The 20,810-nt window shown below is 53.2% G+C and carries 11 protein-coding genes; 8 read left to right on the top strand and 3 right to left on the bottom strand.

Annotation, left to right across the window (positions count from 1 at the left end; all coding sequences use genetic code 11):
• Positions 1-29 precede the first annotated feature (29 nt).
• Positions 30-1,181, top strand: coding sequence for an MFS transporter (locus T433_RS0104080; protein ID WP_027454955.1), 1,152 nt, complete (start codon positions 30-32; stop codon positions 1,179-1,181).
• Here T433_RS0104080 and T433_RS0104075 read toward each other — a convergent pair.
• The gene (locus T433_RS0104075; protein ID WP_027449952.1) at positions 1,178-1,528 is read right to left on the bottom strand and encodes a response regulator; all 351 of its coding nucleotides are present in this window, start codon (positions 1,526-1,528) and stop codon (positions 1,178-1,180) included. The two genes, T433_RS0104080 and T433_RS0104075, sit on opposite strands and share 4 nt — an antisense overlap.
• A gap of 149 nt (positions 1,529-1,677) precedes the next feature.
• Between T433_RS0104075 and T433_RS0104070 the strand changes: the two genes are divergently transcribed.
• Positions 1,678-3,711 carry an alpha-L-arabinofuranosidase C-terminal domain-containing protein gene (locus tag T433_RS0104070; RefSeq protein WP_027454954.1) on the top strand — a complete coding sequence of 678 codons (2,034 nt, stop codon included), beginning with the start codon at positions 1,678-1,680 and terminating at the stop codon, positions 3,709-3,711.
• Positions 3,712-3,771: 60 nt separating this feature from the next.
• Here the strand turns inward: T433_RS0104070 and T433_RS0104065 are convergent, their stop codons facing one another.
• Positions 3,772-4,428, bottom strand: coding sequence for an AraC family transcriptional regulator (locus tag T433_RS0104065; protein WP_027454953.1), 657 nt, complete (start codon positions 4,426-4,428; stop codon positions 3,772-3,774).
• 409 nt (positions 4,429-4,837) lie between these two features.
• Between T433_RS0104065 and T433_RS0104060 the strand changes: the two genes are divergently transcribed.
• From T433_RS0104060 to T433_RS16405, 4 genes are read left to right on the top strand one after another with little or no spacing between them, the layout of a single operon-like run.
• Positions 4,838-14,404 (top strand): LamG-like jellyroll fold domain-containing protein, encoded by a 9,567-nt coding sequence (locus T433_RS0104060; protein WP_081778354.1) that lies wholly within the window; start codon positions 4,838-4,840, stop codon positions 14,402-14,404.
• A 12-nt stretch (positions 14,405-14,416) separates the two neighbouring features.
• Positions 14,417-15,196, top strand: a complete 780-nt coding sequence (locus T433_RS0104055) for a hypothetical protein (protein ID WP_155808355.1) — start codon at positions 14,417-14,419, stop codon at positions 15,194-15,196.
• Between the two features lie 16 nt (positions 15,197-15,212).
• Entirely contained in the window at positions 15,213-16,064 is an 852-nt protein-coding gene (locus T433_RS0104050; RefSeq protein ID WP_081778353.1) for a fimbrillin family protein, read from the top strand.
• 5 nt (positions 16,065-16,069) lie between these two features.
• Positions 16,070-16,213, top strand: coding sequence for a hypothetical protein (locus T433_RS16405; RefSeq protein ID WP_155808353.1), 144 nt, complete (start codon positions 16,070-16,072; stop codon positions 16,211-16,213).
• A gap of 7 nt (positions 16,214-16,220) precedes the next feature.
• Here T433_RS16405 and T433_RS0104040 read toward each other — a convergent pair whose 3' ends face one another.
• The gene (locus T433_RS0104040; protein WP_027454949.1) at positions 16,221-17,993 is read right to left on the bottom strand and encodes an AsmA family protein; all 1,773 of its coding nucleotides are present in this window, start codon (positions 17,991-17,993) and stop codon (positions 16,221-16,223) included.
• A gap of 521 nt (positions 17,994-18,514) precedes the next feature.
• On the opposite strand from T433_RS0104040, the gene T433_RS0104035 reads away from it, so the two are divergent.
• A complete protein-coding gene (locus tag T433_RS0104035) occupies positions 18,515-19,915 on the top strand; it encodes an aspartate ammonia-lyase (protein WP_027450586.1) in 1,401 nt (466 codons plus the stop codon).
• Positions 19,916-20,042: 127 nt separating this feature from the next.
• Entirely contained in the window at positions 20,043-20,246 is a 204-nt protein-coding gene (locus T433_RS0104030; protein ID WP_027454948.1) for a hypothetical protein, read from the top strand.
• The last annotated feature ends 564 nt before the right edge of the window (positions 20,247-20,810 follow it).

The following is a 20,810-nucleotide window of genomic DNA, read 5'->3' as shown; positions in this document are numbered from 1 at the left end:
TCCCATTTTAACTTTCAGTAGAATAAAAGATGAAAAAATCCCTCCCCGTATTATTTGCCTTCTTCGTGATGGGTTTTTGCGACATTGTCGGCATCTCGTCCGACTACGTGCAGCGCAGCTTCGGCTGGTCGCCCGTCATGACAGGCTTTGTGCCCTCGCTGGTATTCATCTGGTTCTTGTTCCTCGGCATCCCCATTGGCAACCAGATGAACAAATGGGGCCGCAAGAACACCGTACTGCTCAGTATGGGCATCACCGTGGTAGGCATGCTGTTGCCACTGCTCACCTACAATAGCATCACCTGTATGCTGGCCTACGCCCTGCTGGGCATTGGTAATGCCATCCTTCAAGTGTCTTTAAATCCATTATTAAACAATGTTGTGAGCGATGGCAGACTCCTGACCAGTAGTCTGACTGCTGGCCAGGTTATCAAGGCCCTCTCGTCGTTGGTAGGTCCAGAGATTGTTTTGCTTGCAGTCAACTATGGCGGCGAAGACAAGTGGTACTACTGTTTCCCCCTGTTGGGACTCATCACACTATTGTCGGCCCTATGGCTGATGCTCACGCCCATTCAGCGCGAGACACCAAGCACCGAACAGCAGGTTTCGCTGTCCAGCTCGTTTGCGCTGCTAAAGGACAACACCATCCTGCTGCTCTTCCTTGGCATCTTCTTTATTGTGGGTGTCGATGTAGCCACCAATTTCATTAGTTCCAAACTGATGGCCATACGTTTCGGTTGGAGCGAGAGTCAGGTGAAGTTTGCGCCCCAGATCTACTTCTTCTGTCGCACCGTTGGTGCCTTCATTGGCGTGTTCGCCCTGGCGCGCATGTCCAGCATCCGCTATTTCAGAGTCAACATTCTTTGCTGCATCGCCTCACTACTGGTCATGACCTTCTGGCACCATGCCACGGTCAACATGGTGTGCATCGGTACTGTAGGCTTTTTCGCCTCATCCGTTTTCTCGATTATTTATTCCATGGCATTACAAGCAAAGCCCGATAAGGCCAATCAGATTTCCGGCCTTATGATTACAGCAGTAGCAGGCGGTGGCGTTGTCACCCCTGCCATAGGCTTCGCTATAGGTACGGTAGGTATTGTAGGTGGCATCATGGTCACACTGTGCTGCGTGCTCTATCTCACCTACTGCGCATTCTTTGTCAAGAGTGCTTCTTCTGATTAAATAAACTTTGCAATCGTATCCAGACACTTCCTGCTGTTGACAGGCTTCGTCAGGAAGTCATTGCTTCCCGCGTCAAGTGCCAGCTGCTTATCGGTTTCGAAAGCATTTGCCGTCAGTGCAATAACAGGAAGTTCTGGATGCGTTTCCTTAATTTTCTTGGTAGCCTCCAATCCATCCATCACAGGCATCTTAATGTCCATCAGCACCAGATCGATGCCACCAGCATTCACCTTCTCTACGGCCTCCAGTCCGTTGGCTGCACGTACAACCTGATAGTCTCTTTTCAGGATATAAGTCATCAGAAGGTAGTTACTGTCGTTGTCTTCAGCTACGAGAATTGTTTTCATATTCGTTAGTGTGTTCGTTAAAGTGTTACAAAAGTAGTCATTTTTCCGTAAATGATTTGTTTCTTTGTCTTTTTTTAACTAATTTTGCACGATAAAGGGCCTAAAATGGCCAAAAGACAATCGAACTATTCATACAACTAACTATTTATATGAAACTAAAACTAATCTCCTGCACCATGCTGCTTGCTGCATCGCTGGCTGCCCATGCGGGCCATGTGATGGACGTAAACACCAAGAAAATGGGTGCTTCTGTGTCGCCGACCATGTACGGCATCTTCTTTGAAGACATCAACTTTGCTGCCGACGGCGGCCTGTATGGCGAACTGGTAAAAAACCGTTCGTTCGAATTTCCGCAGTCGTTCATGGGCTGGCGCGTGTTTGGCAATGTGGCTCTGAAGGACGATGGTCCCTTCGAGCGTTGTCCACACTACGTCGTACTCTCTGACCCTGGTCACCGCGAGCGCCGCACCGGTCTGCAGAACGAAGGCTTCTTTGGCATCGGCGTGGAGAAGGACAAGGAATACCGTTTCAGCGTGTGGGCCAAGGCACCCAAGGGCAAGTCGCAGATTCGCGTACAGCTGATAGACCAGAACACCATGGAGGAGCGCCAGCAGTTTGTTGAACAGAAGCTGGACATCACCTCATCCGAGTGGCAGAAATACGAAATCGTTCTGAAGTCAACGCGCACCAATGCCAAGGCCCAGTTGCGCATTTTCCTGAGCAACGGTAACCCCGTAGCGCTGGAGCACATCTCACTATTCCCCGTTGACACCTATAAAGGTCGTACGAACGGCATGCGCCGCGACCTGGCCGAGGCACTTCAGGACATGCATCCCGGCGTATTCCGCTTCCCTGGCGGTTGCATCGTCGAGGGCACCACACTGGACACCCGCTACCAGTGGAAGAACACCATCGGTCCCGTTGAGAACCGTCCGCTGAACCGCAACCGTTGGGAGGACACCTTCGACTACCGCTATTATGCTGACTACTACCAGAGCTATGGCCTTGGCTTCTTCGAGTTCTTCCAGCTCTGCGAGGACATTGGTGCTGAGCCACTGCCCGTGCTCAGCGTTGGTCTGGCTTGTCAGTTCCAGAATCGCTTGGAGGCTCATGCCAAGATGGACGAGCTGCAGCCTTTCATTGATGATTGTCTGGATCTCATCGAGTTTGCCAATGGCGACCCCGCCACTTCTAAGTGGGCAAAGATTCGCGCCGAGATGGGCCACCCCGCACCATTCAACATGAAATATATCGGTGTGGGCAATGAACAGTGGGACACGCCCTACTTCGAGCGTCTGAAGCCCTTCGTAGAGGCCATCCGAGCCAAATATCCCAATATCAAGATCATCGGCACCAGTGGTCCCGACTCCGAGGGCAAGATGTTTGAGAAGGGCTGGGAGGCTATGAAAGCCCAGAAGGCCGACCTGGTCGATGAGCACTTCTATCGTCCCGAGGAGTGGTTCCTGGCCACCCCCGAAGCAAAGAAGAAATATGGCAACTGCGGTGCCATGCGCTACGACAGCTACGACCGCAAGGGTCCCAAGGTGTTTGCTGGCGAATATGCCTGCCACGGCAAGGGAAAGAAGTGGAACCACTACGAGACATCGCTCTACGAGGCAGCCTTCATGACGGGCATCGAGCGCAATGCCGACATCGTAGAGATGGCCACCTACGCTCCCCTCTTCGCCCACGTTGACGGTTGGCAGTGGCGTCCCGACATGATCTGGTACGACAACCTGCGTTCGTTCAAGTCGGTAAGCTACTACGTGCAGCAGATGTATGCCATGAACAAAGGCACCAACGTGCTGAAGCTCACCATGAAGGATCCCAGCGATGCCAAGGGCAAGAAGACACAGCCCGTGGCAGGTCTTGACGGTCAGGACGGCCTGTTTGCTTCATCTGTCTTCGACAAGACCACTGGCGAGGTCATCGTGAAGGTCATCAACACCGCCAAGCAGGCGCAGGACATCACCCTCAACCTGCAGGGCATGACGGGCGCCCCCGTAGCCACCACACTGACGCTGAGCCACAATGGTTCGATGGACGATGAGAACACACTGGACAACCCCACCAAGATCACACCGGTGGCAGGCAGTGTGCAGTGCGAAGCTGCCAAGAAGTCCGTACTGCTTAACGACCAGCTTCCCGCCATGTCGTTCCGTCTCTACAGAATCAAGAAATAAGTATTGTTTCGATACAACATAAAAAAAGCTATCATCTCAACGGTGATAGCTTTTTTTTCTTCAGTCAGGTGCCTCTGCACCGCCAGCGCCATGCAAGGTCCGAAAGGCAGCCGGCGTCACGCCGTAGTACTTCTTAAAATTACGACGAAACGTGCTGTCATCATAGAACCCCGAGCGAGCGCCCACTTCCTTCGTCGATGCCGACAGGTCTGCCAACAGTTGTTGCGCGGCATATACCACGCGCTTTTGGTTCAAGTAGTCCAAACGTGTGTTGCTATTGCCAAACTGCTGAATAAGTCTTGTTGAAGTCCTACGGCTATAGCCTGCTTTCTCCATCACCATATCGATGTTTGCCAACGGGTTGAGAAACACCTTTTGTTCGTTTATCAGGCTTTCCATCTTCAGATAGTTCTGCAGGTCCTCATCGTCAGTGAGCTGCTGTGGTTCAGTTGCCGAAGCTGTCTTTATATCTGACAGTGGCTGCAACTGCTTCAACGATTTGATGGCACGATGCAGTTGATAGTTTTGCTTTTGAATCCGACAAAGAAAAAAGATCAATATAGCTATAACACTAAGAAACAGCACCAGCACGAGCCATTGCAAGACGATATGACTATGCCGCAGGACAATCTGTCTATCAGACATCTGATTCTCACAGGCCGTAGTCGTCAGTACAACAATGACGGCGGTTAATATCTGTTGGTAGCGTAGTTTCATTTCAAATTTCTTTTAACGGTAAAGACACAGAAAGCCAAGTATAAAACAAAATTTCCATTCTATTTACTTCTGCGAAGTTGTCACTATAACTTTCCGTCGCAAAATTACAAAAAATTACCATACGAACAAGCAAACTCATCACTTTTTTTACTGAAACAGAGCAAGTTCTGCATTTCTTCGCATCACAGGAAGTTGACAAAACAGGCATCTGTATGTGCAAAAATGCCCATACGCGGTGCAAAAATGCCTATACAACAATATACAACATACACATTATTTATATAACTTTGCAAATTAAAAGCAATCTTAAAAAAAGAAAAAATATACATGTCTAGAGAACTATTAACACTCCTATCAACGATTGACTGACTAAAAACGAGAAAAGAAAACCTAATAAATAACAATCATTATGAAACAATTTCAGAAAGAACAGATGTGCAACAAGTTGCGCCAGATCATGAAGGGAAGACGCCTGTCTTTCCTGTTGGCAGCCTTGTTGTCCGCCATCATGTGGGTGTCACCTACATCGACATGGGCAGACAATCCTAATGACGATGTTATCATCGTAGATGGAGTCAGCTACCACGTATTGCGTAATGAGAGCGACTGGGAGCGCTTCAGACTGCTGGTTGACCAGGCCGGTGGTCAGGAGGTCAATGCCATTATGGATGCTGACTTCACGGTGACAAACTGGGTAGGCCTGAACTTGGATGCACCTTTCCATGGAACATTCAACGGTAATGGACATACGCTGAATGCAGAGATTGCCAATCCCTACAATGATAACTACATGGCGCCATTCGTCTTTGCGTCCAACGCCACCATCCGCAACCTGCACGTCACGGGTAATATATCTGGCGGAAAGCACTCTGCCGGACTGGTGGGCTTTGTCGGAAAAGAATATAAGGACTATAGCCTCACCGTAGAGAGGGTGTGGGTTTCCGCTACCATCACAGGCTATGATAAAGAAGAAGGCGGAAAAATCGTTACTACAGGTGAGATTCTCGGCGGTTTCATCGGACATGCGCGTCAGAACGCGATTGTGATGAGAGACTGTCTGTTTGATGGTAAGATTGTCTATGCCCCTAAAAACAAGAAAAAAGAAAGTTTTGCGGGTGCCTTTGTCGGATGGGGTGAAAAAGGGGCCTCATTCGATCTTAGTCGCCTTTACGAGAAAGGTTCCAGAGAAAAGATAGACCGTTACAGCATTTGCTACTACGATGGCGATGCCTGGGGAGGCTATGACCATCCTTGCATTTACACCATTCACGACTGGAGCGAGTGTGGAGACCATAAGAATTTCACTGACCAGGCTGCTTTGATGAACAAAATGAATGAAAACGAAAACGGTTCATGGCAGCTTGTCGATGGTAAGGCGGTGCCTGTTATTACGGCCAACCCCACCTTTGAGTGCTACGACATCGTTCCTGGCACGGAGAGCGGCGAGGAAGGCATGTTGAAGATTCCGTTCTCGTGCGACCAGATGGTGAAATGGATAGATATGTGGTACACAGACGAGAACGGCAACCGGAAAGACTTGCCGCGGCTGACGCTGCCCGACAATAGCTATTCGGGCTTCCTAAAGCTACCAGCGAGCGAGATTCACCGCGATCTGCGGATGGTTGTCAGGCTGACGCCCGACATCATCATCTACGACCATGATGCTAAGAACGATGCCGTGTTACACAATCCGCGCAACCTGAAGTGCGACGTGCTGACCCACTCGAAACAGAGTCTGACGGATGCCGGTGCCGTGCGCCTGCAATGGGAGACCAAGGATCCTGCCTTTAACGACGCAGTGGAGGGCGACCAGTTTGTGGTGCTGCGCTCACTGACGGGCAAGTTGGAAGACGCGTCATCTATCGGTGCTGTGATGTTCGACGGCGAGGTGACGAACTATGAATATAAGGACTCCACGCTGATGAGCACCCTCACGGCTGAGCAGATAGACCTCGCGACGGGTACGGCACAGGTGGCCTATTGGGTGGTACGTGCTTCCGCCCAGCAGCTATGGGGATTGGATGCCAGCAAGAACCCCACGGTGGCTACCGTTCAGCCCACGCTGGATAAGCTTGCCCTGGTGCAGCCTACGGACGTGAAGGCCACCTGGAGCAACCAGGAGGAACATCTGGCCAAGGTGACATGGAGCTATAAGGAGAACGACGACAGCCATCGCTATGTGTGGGACGACCGCGTCAGCATGATGCTCCAGGTGAATACCTACAACCGCGACAAGAAGTCTGTGGACAACACGATGACGGCTATCACGGCCGAACAGCTGCGTGCTGGAGAGGCAGAGTTGCTGTTAAACCGCTCGTGTGTCGATTACCAGATCACACTGCTTGTCGATGCCAGCAAGACGGCACTAGGCAAGGACACCACACACATCGATGTTCAGGTGCCTGCCGACAAGTTCTACCACGAGAATATGGGTCGCATCGACCAGGAGTCGCTGGTGGCCCGCGAACTGCAGAGCTCCGTCCTGCTGACGTGGTCTAACGTGGACGAAGAGCCCGTTGACTATTACGAGGTATGGAGATGCGATGCCAATAGTAATACATTCGAACTCATTGCCGGCGAACTGACGGAGATGCAGTTTGAGGACAAGACCACCAGTCCTGTCCACCAATATAAATACTATGTACGCGGCGTGAACAGCTGTGAGGGTCTGAAGTTCGAGGACACGAAGACCGTTGCCGCCAACTGTACTCAAACCGGTAGCATAGAAGGCTATCTGCGCTTTGACGACGGCACGGGCATCCCAGGTATTGACATCAACATCACCTCGGCAGACAACAACTCGTGGAAGACCACTACCGACGAGAGTGGCTTCTTCCGCATCAGTGACCTGCCCTACGTGGATGGCACAGAGACGACCTTTAATGTGGCGCCCCAACTGAAGAATTTCAGCGATGTGCAGCCAGCCACCCTCAAGACCACGCCAGGCGGCAACGTCGTGACGGGCGTGATATTTACCGCCAAGGAGAGCGTCAAATTCTCAGGTTTGGTGCTATATAAAGGCACGAGTATCCCCGTGCAGGGTGTGTCGTTCCTGGTTGACGGTCGCGAGGTGCACAACGGCAGCAGCAAGGTGGTGACCGACCACGATGGTAAGTATTCCTTCCGCATGCTGGCGGATAAACATACCATCCAGGCCGTCAAGGACGGACACGTGTTCTCTCAGGATGGCTTCTACCACAAAGACAAGGATCAGGCTATTGAATACAACTTTACCAGCGACCAGGCAGGCATCTACTTCTACGACGAGACCCGCGTGAAGCTCATCGGCCGTGTGGCCGGTGGTAAGGAGCAGGGGGCTATTCCTCTGGGCAACTCGCTGTCACGCAACAACCTGGGTGACAACCTGCAGTTGGTCTTCGCTTTGGAGGGTGACAATGCCTCACGCCTGGTATGGGATGTTCAGAATACGGACCTGAAGGAGCGCAATGAGGTCTTCACCCACAAAGCCCACGACACGAGGTATGAATACCAGACCACCGTACACACCACGCTGAACCGCATGGTGGTGACGCCCGATGTCCATACCGGCGAGTACGAAGTGCTACTGCCACCCGTGAAGTGGAAGATACAGCAGATCACCGCCAAGGGTTATGCTACGCTGTTCCAGAGCGGACAGGTGGGCGACGTGCTAGACCTCACCGACTCGCTGACCCTGCACACCGACACCATCGAGGGTTCGTGGATGAACGCCGAAAAGGCGCCGATACACGAAGCTGTTGTAGAGTATAACGCCCAGTACAGCCGCATCTATCACTCACCGGTGATTATCGACTACAAGCAGATAGGTTACGATAAGTTTGACTTCTTCGGCGACCAGTACTACAGCTACAAGGACGTCAGCGGCGGCAAACAAAAGTTGACGCTGGCCTATGGCGTGAAGAAGAAGAACTGGCCGCAGGGCAAGCGTGACTCGCTGGAGACCCTTTATACCTTCGGTTATCCCGTCTTCAGTATTGAGCGCAAGTACCCCGTGAAGATCTCGGCCACAGAGCGCTACTACTATAATAACAATATCAAGAGCGACACCATCGATATCATCCGTCTGTCGGGTGGCGAGGTAACCATCCACAACGGCATGGTAAGTTCGACGCATCGTGACGTTGTCGAACTTGACAGTGTGGGCGAGGCTACCTACAACCTGGAAGCCGCACAGGTGCCCTACTTGCTGACAAGCAAAGACGCCCTGCGCACGGTGACGATGACGCTGTTGCTGGACGGCACGCACTACGAGGCACAGCCACTTCGCGCATACATATTAAATATACAGCAGCTGAAGGGTGCCAAGGACATTCTGAACTACTCCACTCCGTTGTTGGTCGATGTACTGCGCGACCCGCCTGGAGGTGCCTCAAAGGCTACGCTGAGCAAGGGCTCCACGCTGAAGTATAGCTACCAGATGGACATGACCTGGAACTTTGGAATGGATATCGGTATCACCATGGGTGGCCAGATGGCTACCTTCACCGGTGTCGTGGCAGCGCCGATGGGCGCCGGTGGCGTGGGCGGTTTCAACTTCAGTTCCAAGAACGATCTGTCTTTCTCTATCGACCTGATGTTCTCAGGTAGCGGCAACCGTGCCTTCAACTACACGATGACTGCCACCGAGGATATCTCGACCAGTTCTGCAGCCACCATGGTAGGTGCCGATGCCGACTTGTATATTGGTATCGACCAGAACATCGTCGTCAAGCCCGCCACCGCCATCCGTGTCATCCCCGACAGCATATTCCAGCAGATGGGCGGTCAGCAGATGGCTGGACGCATGGTAGAGATTGCTCAGGGCAGCGATGGTGAGGGCAAACTGCTGCACCTGGTACGCGATGAGGTGGTGACCTATGGACCTGTCATCAACTCTAATTTCGTACACTCTCAATACTACATCGTCAAACAACTGATCCCGTCGTTGGAAGATCAATGTCGATCGATGATGTTCACTGGCAGCAAAGAGCAGGCCAAGGAGCGTGCCAACGCTACGGGCGAACTGGTGTACTGGTCGAAGGTGGAAAAGGAAGCCAAGACTTTTGGCGCAGAATACGAATTGGTAGCGCCCGACGGATACACGGGCAATAAGATCGACGAGGTGGCCCACTATCACGAAAACATCGTGAAGTGGATGGAGATGATAGCCCAGAACGAGCGCGAGAAGCTGACTGCCCGCGACCTGGTGCAGAACTTCGACGTGGACGGTGGCTCCGCTATTAACTATGGCGAGACGTTCACTAGCGACTATTCCAACACCAACTCGTTTGTCAATCCCATGACCCCATTAACCGAAGGCTACTTCGACAGCGAGGCCGGTAGCGGACTGGCAGGTCTTGCAGGCACTGTTGGACCTATGGTGGCTAAGATTCTTTCCCAAATACTCTCCAAAAAAACTGGCGAAGATAAAGGAAGCCAGGAAGGCAAGGGTACCACCGTCGAAATCAAGGCTCCCGGCTTTGAGACGAAAATTGACCTCAAGCCAGCCATCAGCTTCAACGTGAAGCCCCGAGACACGGAGAGCAAGGCATTCAGCCGCAAAGAGAGTTTCGCCATCGGCATGGACCGCAAGAGTCATCTGAACTTCGATGTCTATCGTGTGGAGACCAGCACCGACGATGTGACCTGCAACGACGTGCTCGACGTCTTTGTAGGCAGCAACTTCAACGAACAGGCAGCCCACGACTACAACTATCTGAAGCGCGACCTGGACCTGAAGAATTACCGTCAGCCACGTAGCTTTGTCTATCGCACCCGCGGCGGAGCCACCTGCCGTCCTTACGAGGATGAGCGCAAGTCGCTGTTCTATAATCCCGAAACCGTCATCGACGAACGCACGAAGAAGATTGAGAATCCCATCATCAAGATGGACAAGCAGAGCGTCAGCGGTGTGCCCTTCGGCGAGGCCGCCCGCTTCAAGCTCTATCTTGCCAACGAGAGCGAGGCGCCCGAGGCTGCCTACAACTACTTCAAGATCTACCAGTCGGAGATGTCCAATCCCGACGGTGCCAAGTTGGTGGTGGACGGCGTTCCTCTGACAGGCGACGGCCGTACGGTAGAGGTTCGTCCGGGCCAGATCACTGAGAAGACCCTGGAGGTATATGCCAGTGAGAAGTTCGACTATCAGGATATGAAGATAGGCATCATCTCGGTGGGCGACATGACGGTGTACCAGGAGGTTTCCTTCGATGTTCACTATCTGCAAACGGCAGGCCCCGTCTCCATCACGACGCCTGGCGACAAGTGGATCATGAACTGCGATGCTCCGCAGGATGGCGACAAGGGCTGGTATCTGCCTGTCGTCATCGCCGGTTTCGACAAGAACCAGCATAACTTCGACCACATCGAGTTCCAGTATAAGGAGACGACGCGTGGCGACGACTACTGGACGAACCTCTGCGGCTATTATGCCGACTCTACACTCTATGCCGCTGCCAGCGGCACCAAGGAGATGATACCTGAGAACGGCAACATCACCACTCGCTTCTTCGGTGAAAGCGATATCATGGAGAAGGCCTACGACCTTAGAGCCGTGCTCTTCTGCCGCAACGGCAACGCCTTCCTGACACACGAGTCGAAGGTGCTCTCAGGCGTCAAGGATACGCGCCGTCCTCAACTGTTCGGCAATCCCGATCCGAAAGACGGTGTACTGGTGATGGGCGACAACATCATCTTCCACTTCTCAGAGGCTATCGAGCACAACTACCTGCGCGAGGCCACCAACTTCGAGGTGAAAGGCGAGACCAACGAGACCAACCTCCAGGAGGCATCCTCACTGCAGTTCAATGGTCAAGGCTACGCCCAGAGTGAAGCTCGTCGCAACTTCACCGACAAGAACATCACCGTTGAAGTGATGATCCAGCCCGACTCCACCGCGCAAGCCATGCCTATCTTCTCGCATGGCCGCGACGGCAAGCAGCTGCAACTGTGGCTGACGGCCGACAGGCGTCTGCGCATGCTGATTGACGGCCGCGAACTGCTCGGAACGAGTGTGCTCGACTGCAAGTCCTTCCAGCGTGTGGCATTCGTGCTCGACAACGACCGCCAGAAGCTGACCCTCTACACCAACAAGGAAGAGGGCTCTCTGAGCAACGTGACATATAGCGGCTACGGCCCACTCATCTTCGGTGCCACCAATCAGATCGACATCAGCAAGCGGTCTTTCTTCAAAGGCCGTATGATCCAAGGTCGCATATGGAATCGCGCCATGGATATCGTCACCCTCAATAGCTATAGCGAACAGATGTTGACGGGCTACGAGATGGGACTGGCCGACTACTATCCCATGAACGAGGGCAAGGGCGACTACGCCACCGACCTGGCACAGGGTGCCCACCTGACGCTCAAGGGCGTTGACTGGTCACACCCCAACAGCATGTCGCTGAAACTCGACAAGAACGAAGAGAAACCCATCAAGGGTCTGCAGCTGTTGGAGAAAGCTCTTATGCGCACCGCAGAGCAAGACTACACGCTGATGTTCTGGTTCAAGACCAACGAGAGCGGTCGTGGTGCCCTGCTCAGCAATGGCTCAGGCCGTAAGACCGACGTCGCTGCCATCAACAAGTTCTTCATCGGTTTCGAAGGCCCCACGCTGAAATACCGCTCCTACGGACAGGAGTTCAGTCTGGGCGATGACTATAGCGACGACCGTTGGCACCACTATGTGATGACCGTGAACCGCTCGTCACAGGTGGCCAGCATCTATGTGGATGAAGAAATGAAGGCACAGTTTGCCACCGACTCATTGGGAGGCATGACCGGCGACTTCTACATGGGCAACATGGTATGGAAAGAAACGGGCAAGGAGAACGACAAGATTCATCAGGAGAATGCCTTCTCTGGCCATATCGACGGTCTGACACTCTTTGAGCAGGCACTGCCCTTCAGCCTCATCAAGCGCTATGCAAGCAAGGCACTTGGTGGTTCTGAGATGGGCCTCCTCACCTATATTGACTTTGAGCGTCAGGAACGCCAGCAGAACAATGCCATCGAGCTGCAGCCTTACGCCATGAACAAGACGATCACGCACGATGACAAGGGCAACCCACGCGAACAGGCCGACAGTGTCTTCGTCAACCCCGTACTGGACATCATCAGCCGCATCGACCTCAATATGGGTGCGCCCGTACATGCCTACGAGGAACTGCGCAACCTGAACTTCAGCTTCGTTGGCCGCGACAACCGCATCCTCATCAACATTGACGAGCTGCAGAAGCGCATCAACAAGCGCACCGTCTATGCCACCGTTCGCGACATTCCCGACCTGAACGGCAACTTCATGGCTTCGCCTGCCACGGTGGCCGTCTTCGTTGACCTCAATCCTCTGCGCTGGGCCAAGAAGACTTTCAAGAAGACCATCCGCAGCAGTTCTGTCGTAGATGTCACGTTCGACGTCAACATTGTCAACAATAGCGGTGTGTCTCACACCTACACCGTGGAGAACCTGCCTAAGTGGCTCGTCGTCAACAACGGGACTGGTGTCATCGATGCCAGAAGCGAGAAGACGCTGACGTTCACCATCAGTCGCGACACCAACGTCGGCACCTACGACAACGTCATCTATCTCACCGACGAGAATGGTCTGACCGAACCTCTGGCTCTGGACATCAGTGTGGAGGGAACACAACCTCTATGGACGGTTCCCAACAACATGAAGCAATTCTCCATGAGCATCGTGGCGCGCGTAGAGATCGACGACGACATTGTGACCGACACGGAAGACAAGGTTGCAGCCTTCGATGCGAAGGGACGCTGCATGGGTGTCAGCAACATCACCTACGACCAGAACTCTTCCGAGAGCCTGGTGTTTATGTCGGTCTATGACAGCACCACGGTATCCACGCCACTCTCGTTCCGCCTATGGCACCACGAGACGGGCAAGATCATGGCCCTGAAGTCACTGCAGGATGTGGCCTTCCATCCCGAGGGCTCGGTAGGCACCACCAAGGAGCCACTCGTCCTGCAAGCTGGCGACCTGTATATCCAGCGTATCAACCTGATGGGAGGTTGGAACTGGGTATCACTGAACGTGCTGAACGATAGCTTCCGCGATGTGAAAACCCTGCTGAACAGTTTCAATTGGCAGGAGGGCGACATGCTGACCAACGAGAACAGCAGCACCTCGCTGCTCTATAAGTATGGCGAATGGCTGTCGAACAAGGGCACAGCATCGTTCGACAACATGAAGGCCTCTGTGAGCGAGAGCTACCGCATCAAGGTAAGCCGTCCAGCATCCTTCGATATCACGGGTGCCATCTTGAAGAACGAGGGCGACCGCACCATCACCGTCAAGCATGGCTGGAACTCCATTGGCTACACGCCCGTTCTCAACCTGCCCGTAGCCACGGCTCTTGCCGACTATCTGGACGAGGCCGAGGATGGCGATGTGGTGAAGAGCAAGACCGCCTTTGCCATGTTCACCGTGGATGCCAACGGTTCAAGGAAATGGAAGGGCGACCTGCAGTACATGATTCCCGGCGAGGGCTACATGCTCTATCGCAAACGTGCTGGCGAGGCTACGTTCATCTATCCCTACTTCGAACCCAACACCACGTTCTTCGAAGAGACAAGCAGCAGGCAGTATGCCTACAGCAGCAACATGTCGCTGACAGCCGTTGCCGAGGGCATCGAGCTGCAGGAGGGCGACAAGCTGATAGCTTATGCCGATGCTGAGAATGTGGGCGAGGCCACCATTCAGGGCGACCGCATCTACATGACCATTGCAGGCGACCGCCGAATGCCTCTCTCGTTTGCCGTCGAGCGTGATGGCGAGATCATTGCCGCCACAGGACAGGTGATGAACTTCGAAGTGAACGCCATCAGTGGCTCTTACAACGAGCCCACCAAGATTGGCTTCGTCGCTGCCGAGCAGTGGCCACAGCATGGTTGGTACACCGTGCAGGGCATCAAGCTCAGCACCAAGCCAACGCGCGCTGGCGTGTATATCTTTAATGGTCGTAAACAGGTGATTAAGTAAATGACAAGCGATATGAAAACATTCAAGACAATGATACTGATGGCAGCCCTCACCCTGGCGTGGGGCTGCTCATCCGACAGTGACGACAACAAGTGGACTGGTTCGGTCTTCACACAGTCTGTCAAACCCACGTGGTCAATAGACTGGTCATCGGATGTGGGCAAGCCCAACTGGCAGTCCCCCGACCCCACCATGTTCGAGTGTAGCATGTACCTGCTGATAAGACTCAGCGAGGAGTTGTCTGCCCACTCCACCGACGACGACCAGATGGCCGTATTCATCGGCGACGAATGTCGTGGTGCCAGTTCGCGCAACCTGCTCTCCAATGGCCGTGCGGCCTTCCTGCTTCACGTCAAGGCCACCAGCGAGGAGAACGGCCAACCCATGGAGCTGCGCTACTACTGCGGCGGAATTCACCACTTGAACAAGATGCAGTTGGAGGTACCCTTCACGCCCAACAACTTTTTCCAGCCCTACAAGCAAGACCTCGCCATCTGCGATGGCAGCACGAAGTATCCCGTTGTCAGTCCGCTCACCGTCTCGCTCCCTCGTCAGTTGCCATTCACCGTCGATAGCCACGACATGATGGCCGTATTCGTTGATAACGAGTGTCGCGGTGTGGGGCAACGTGATGCCGACAATCCCGACCAGTGGACCATCACCGCCTGCGGAGTTGAGACTGGCGAGACGGCCCACATCCACTATTATAGTGCCGAGAAGCGTGGCATCTTTGTCATCCAGGAAAGCATCCAGCTGACGGGCAAACCGCAAGAAGTGTATATATCCTTTTAATTTATAAACAAAAGAAATGAAACCATTAAAATTAATTTTCTTACTGGTGGTAGCCTGTCTGGCAGGATGCTCATCAGACGAAGAGACAGAGAGCGAGGCTCCCAGAATGATGATCGTTGACGTGACAGAGAACCCCATGGACGCCCCCACAGCCAACAGCCGTGCTGCTGCCGTGACCACAACATCCTCACTGAGCAGTTTCTCGATGAACTGTCTTGGCGCTTACAAGTACGACTTCACGAAGACTAATAATGTCTGGAACACCAACGAATGGCCATCGGGGGTCAACAACGAGCCCATAGACTTCTATGCCTACACGCGTGGCACGTTCTACTACAACGACAACGACGACCCCTGTGTATCATTCACCGTTGAGAGCAATCCCACCTACCATCACGACCTGCTGGTGGCCGAGCATCAGAACATCTCCTACAGCGATGCTGCTGGTCACGTCAGCCTGCGCTTCGACCATGCCTGTGCTGCCGTACGCTTCAACGTTTACCTGTCGAACACGCTGTACGCCCAACTGAAAGGTTCACTGACCGTCACCGGCATTCAGCTCAAGAATGTCAACAACCAGGGCAACTACAATTATAACACCCACTCTTGGTCTGGTGTGAGCGGCTCTGAAGCCTACGCTCTGAGCAATAGCGCTATCAATGTCACCACCACCCCCCAACCGCTGTCGTGTGGCTACCTCTTCATGATTCCTCAGACACACCTAGCCAACGGCACCGATAACGTCCATCTGGAGGTCAACTACAACAATGGCGAAAGCAAGACTGCCGTGATTCCACTCAACATCAATTGGGAGGCAGGCGTATCCTACACCATCGACATTAAATTAGGAACAAGCAACATCAAATAACAGTTATGAAGAAAACATATATCGCCCCAGCAGTAGTGGTCATCGCCTGCGAGAGCAATGCCCATCTGTTGTCTTACAGCGTCACCGAATACAAAGTGGGTGAGACCCAGACCGTAGGCGGCGATGATGAAGACATACCCATACCATAGGCGACGTCTATGAAGAGTAATCGTCTTTCTTCTTACGGAATCGGAAGCCAGGCTTGGTGATTTTCATTTTCCGCATTTCGTCGGTATTGGTAAACGAGTACGAGAAAAATAGCTCATGACGCTTACCATGATGAAACAGCTTACCAGTGGCCACGGCACCGTTGCTTGCCACCGTTGTTGACAAATTGCGCAGTCGCACACCGCGATATTTGCAGTCAACGACGGTGGCTTCTATTTTTCCTATGGGCAACTTGCCACCCAGTTTCTGGCGCATGGCCCGTGTGCGAGGCTTGCTGATGTCTATTTTGAACTCGGCCCGTGCTTTCAGGGGTCCGAAGTGTGGCAAGTCCATCACCTGTCCAAACAGCAGGCTGTCGGCAGAAGCCGTTCCCTCCACATATTTCTGGCGGCCATCCAGCCAAAAGTCGAAGTCCAGTGCGCCGGCCGCCGTGTTGAGTCGTCCCCAGAACCGTTGCTTTTTCCTCACCACGCGGAAATGTCCCTTATAGCTGATGTCGCCCAGGTTGCGCAGCTGTTTCATCATCATCTTCTTCACAGGAAACTGCCTGATGATTTCTTCCGCGACGCCGTTTCGCGCCTTCATACTGCCCACGCGAAAGGTCAGGTTGAAGGTCTCCTTGTGTTTCAGTCCCACCATGTCGCCCTTAGCGGCAATGGTCAGTCGCTTGTCTCGTGTGTTCACCCTGACGTTGCGAAATGCCATGGTGCTGTCGTTGCCACTCATGGTGCAGGTCAGCTGCAGCGGCATCGAGAAGCGGCTCAGCACAGGTGCAAAGGCTCGCGAGATGTCTTGCAGATAGGCCGTACCAACGATGGTGCCCGTCTGAAAACCAAACTGTTGTTTTTCATCGGCATTCCCTCCCCTGCCCTTTTTCCGTGGCAGCACCATGGTGGCACTGTCAATGTCGAGCACGGTGCGTTTCTGCTTGATGCGTATGTTGCTCAGCAGCAGCCTATGATCCACATATTTAATATATGCGCGCACGGTGTCGATGTCGATGCCCATGACCGAGTCGGTGGCATTCAGTCTGACCAGGTCGGCACAGATGGTGTCAGGATGGCTCAGGTCCAGTTGCAGCTGCAGTTGCGTGCTCACGTCGAAATGGCCTACGTCGAAGTAGCCGCGGTGCGGCTTACCCGTATTTTTCCGCGGGCGGTGGTTGTCGGTCTTGATGTGCAGCTGGGCCTTGGCCTGGTAGTGCCGATTGCTGCCGCTGGCGCTGAGCGAGGCCAGCTGTAGCGTGGCGTTGTTATAACGCACCAAGATGTCGCTCATGGTCAACCGGCGGACATCGAACGCCAGCTTTTCTTTCTTCTTCAGGCTGTCCTTCTCGGCATCCGTCTGTGGCTTCCCAGGCTTGAAGGCATCTATCAGGAACTGGAAGTTGGCAGGCTCGTCCTTCCCAGGTTTCAAGAGCTGTGCGTGGGCGCCTCTCATGTCCAGTCCATGCACCACCACCCTGTTCTTCAACAAAGCCCACAGGTCCATGCTGACGCCAGCCTCGGCGATGATCAGCAGCGGGCGCTGCTGCTGGTCGTCGATGTGCAGTCCGAACAATCGCAGGTTCTGGTGCGCCAGACTCACGTCGATGCTGTCAATGCCGACGCGAGCCTGCAGCCGCTCGCTCAGCATAGCAGTGGCGCGTCGGCAGATGTGTTGTTGCACAGCACGGGTGTTGAGCAGCAGCACTGCCGTCAGCACCAAAGCCACAACCAGCGCAATGCTCCATGCCAGTATCTTGAAAATCGTCTTGCGCATCAGGTTCCGTTTTTTTATTTGCGTATTAATAGATTGTTGACTTCTATATAACTAAGGTTACTGACCCCACCCCCTGCCCCTCCCCTACAAGGGAGGGGAGAGAGGCGGCTTCCTCTGCGGTTCTCCCCTTCTTGCGTCCCTTCGGTAGCAAGCGAGCAGAGCTCGAGCGGAAGGGAGGGGAGAGAGGCGGCTTCCTCTGCGGTTCTCCCCTTGAAGGGAGGGGAGAGAGGCGGCTTCCTCTGAGGTTCTCCCCTCCCTTGTAGGGGAGGGGCAGGGGGGGGGGGCAGTATTGTTATTATTCATGTCTGCTTTCGTCTATTCGAAAAGTTTGCTGCAAAGATAGGAAAAACCGTCCATAATTCATCGTCTCTGTGCAAAAATGCCTATACCATGTACAAAAATGCCTGTTGTCCAACAGCCAGCGTGTCAGATAATCATTGTATCTTTGTGAAATGAAGACTGCCAACATCTTGGCTTTACACACGCCGAACTTAAATTATTAACTCAAAACGAAAATACTTATGACTAACCAGAAATTCAGAACCGAGTCTGACCTCTTAGGCGAACTCAACGTACCTGCCAATGCTTTGTATGGCGTACAGACACAGCGCGGCATCAACAACTATCACATCTCGCGCAAGACCATGTCTATGTATCCCGACTTCATCAAGGCCATTGCCTACGTCAAGCTGGCTGCCGTAGAGACTAACCATACGTTGGGCGTCATCAACGACGAGATAGCGGGAGCCATCTCGCAAGCCTGTCGCGAACTGATCGACGGCCAGCACCACGACAACTTCCCCATCGACATGGTGCAGGGCGGTGCCGGCACATCGGTCAACATGAATGCCAACGAGGTGATAGCCAACCGGGCGCTCGAGATCATGGGCCACGAGAAGGGCGACTACCAGTACTGTTTGCCCAACGACCACTGCAACTGCGGTCAATCCACCAACGATGTCTATCCCACCACCATCCGTCTGGCACTGATCCATATGAACAAGAGTCTGATAGGTGCACTGACGGGCCTCATAAGCGCCTTCCGCTACAAGGGCGACGAGTTCAGCGACTGCATCAAGATGGGTCGCACGCAGCTGCAGGATGCCGTGCCCATGACCAGCGGCCAGGAGTTCAATGCCTATGCCAACAATCTGGAGGAAGAGATACTGAACCTGGAGCGCAACGTGAAGCTGCTGCACGAGATCAACATGGGCGGCACCGCCATCGGCACAGGTCTGAATGCCGTGCCGGGCTTTGCCAAGCTCTGTGCTGCCAACCTGTCGAAGCTCACGGGCGAGGCCTTCGTATCAGCTGCCGACCTCGTAGAGGCCACCCCCGACACGGGCGCCTATGTCAGCTACTCATCAGCCCTGAAGCGCTTGGCCGTGAAGCTGTCTAAGATTTGCAACGACCTGCGCCTCATGGCATCGGGTCCGCGCTGCGGCCTCAACGAAATCAACCTGCCGCCCAAGGCGCCTGGTTCCAGCATCATGCCTGGCAAGGTGAACCCCGTCATCCCCGAGGTGGTCAACCAGGTGTGCTTCAAGGTCATCGGCAACGACACCACCGTATCGTTTGCCGCCGAAGCCGGTCAGCTGCAGCTCAACGTCATGGAGCCCATCATCACCGAGTCGCTCTTCGAGAGTCTGATATGGCTGAAGAACGCCATCGAGACCCTGACCGAAGAGTGCGTGCTGGGCATCACGGTGAACAAGGAGCGCTGCATGGAGATGGTGAAGAACTCCATTGGCATCGTCACAGCCCTGAACCCCTACATCGGCTACAAGACATCGACAAAGGTGGCCAAGGAGGCACTTGAAACCAACCGCTCCGTCTATGACATCGTGCTGGAGAAGGGCCTGATGACCCAAGAGGCGCTCAACGAGGCACTCGATCCCAAGAACATGCTGAAGTCCAGATAGATGTATATCGCCCCATCGTTCTTTGACTTACTGAGACGAACGGATATCAAAAAACCGAGGGAATTTGCGTTAATTTCGGAAAAAGTTGTATCTTTGTAGCCGTGAAGCAATATAAATAATAACGAATATGGCAACAACAACCGCAAGAAGACGCAGTGCGCACCCCATGAGCTACTACCGCAACTTGTTGAAGGACATGGACAAGGAACTGTACACACCCGAGGAGGCCTACGAACTGACGATGAAGGACATCAAGGCTATCTACGCCTACATCATTGAGGGCGACACTATCAAGGTGGTCGATGCATGCCATGCTCAAAACATGAGGTAGCAGCGAGAGCAGAGCCAATCTTGCTTGAGCTATGCCGAATATCCGCCGAGACATCGAAAGATGAACTCGGCGGATTGCGTATTCTACCCGGCGCGCGGAGCGGCGGGGCGATATCCGTTTGGTCTCAACGAACGAAAGACAAAGGGGGCCTGATGACCCAAGAGGCGCTCAACGAGGCACTCGATCCCAAGAACATGCTGAAGTCCAGATAGATGCGCCTCAGGTAGAGCCTGTTTCTATGGTGAAATAACTTTTTTGGTTAAATCTAAAAAAAACTAAATAAAATGTTGCATATTTAAAAAATGTTATTTATATTTGCAGCAGAATCATGAATAGCGTAACTAACCGATGCTGACATCTTAGACAAAACCTGAGATTCTGCTGAGGAAACAAATATATAACATAGTTTTTATCTTTATCATTTTAACCACTTCCTATGAATGTTTCACCAATGAATAACTTTCTCAGGACTGCCATCCCATTTATCGGGATGACAGTCCTGATTATTGTATTTGTATTACAACAAATCACAAAAATCAAGCAAAACATCATAAAAATCGTATA

Origin of the sequence: Xylanibacter brevis ATCC 19188 (genome assembly GCF_000621725.1) — a bacterium.
GTDB lineage: Bacteria > Bacteroidota > Bacteroidia > Bacteroidales > Bacteroidaceae > Prevotella > Prevotella brevis.
Note: the sequence above shows the minus strand (reverse complement) of the source record. Positions and strands in the feature narration are given on the sequence as shown.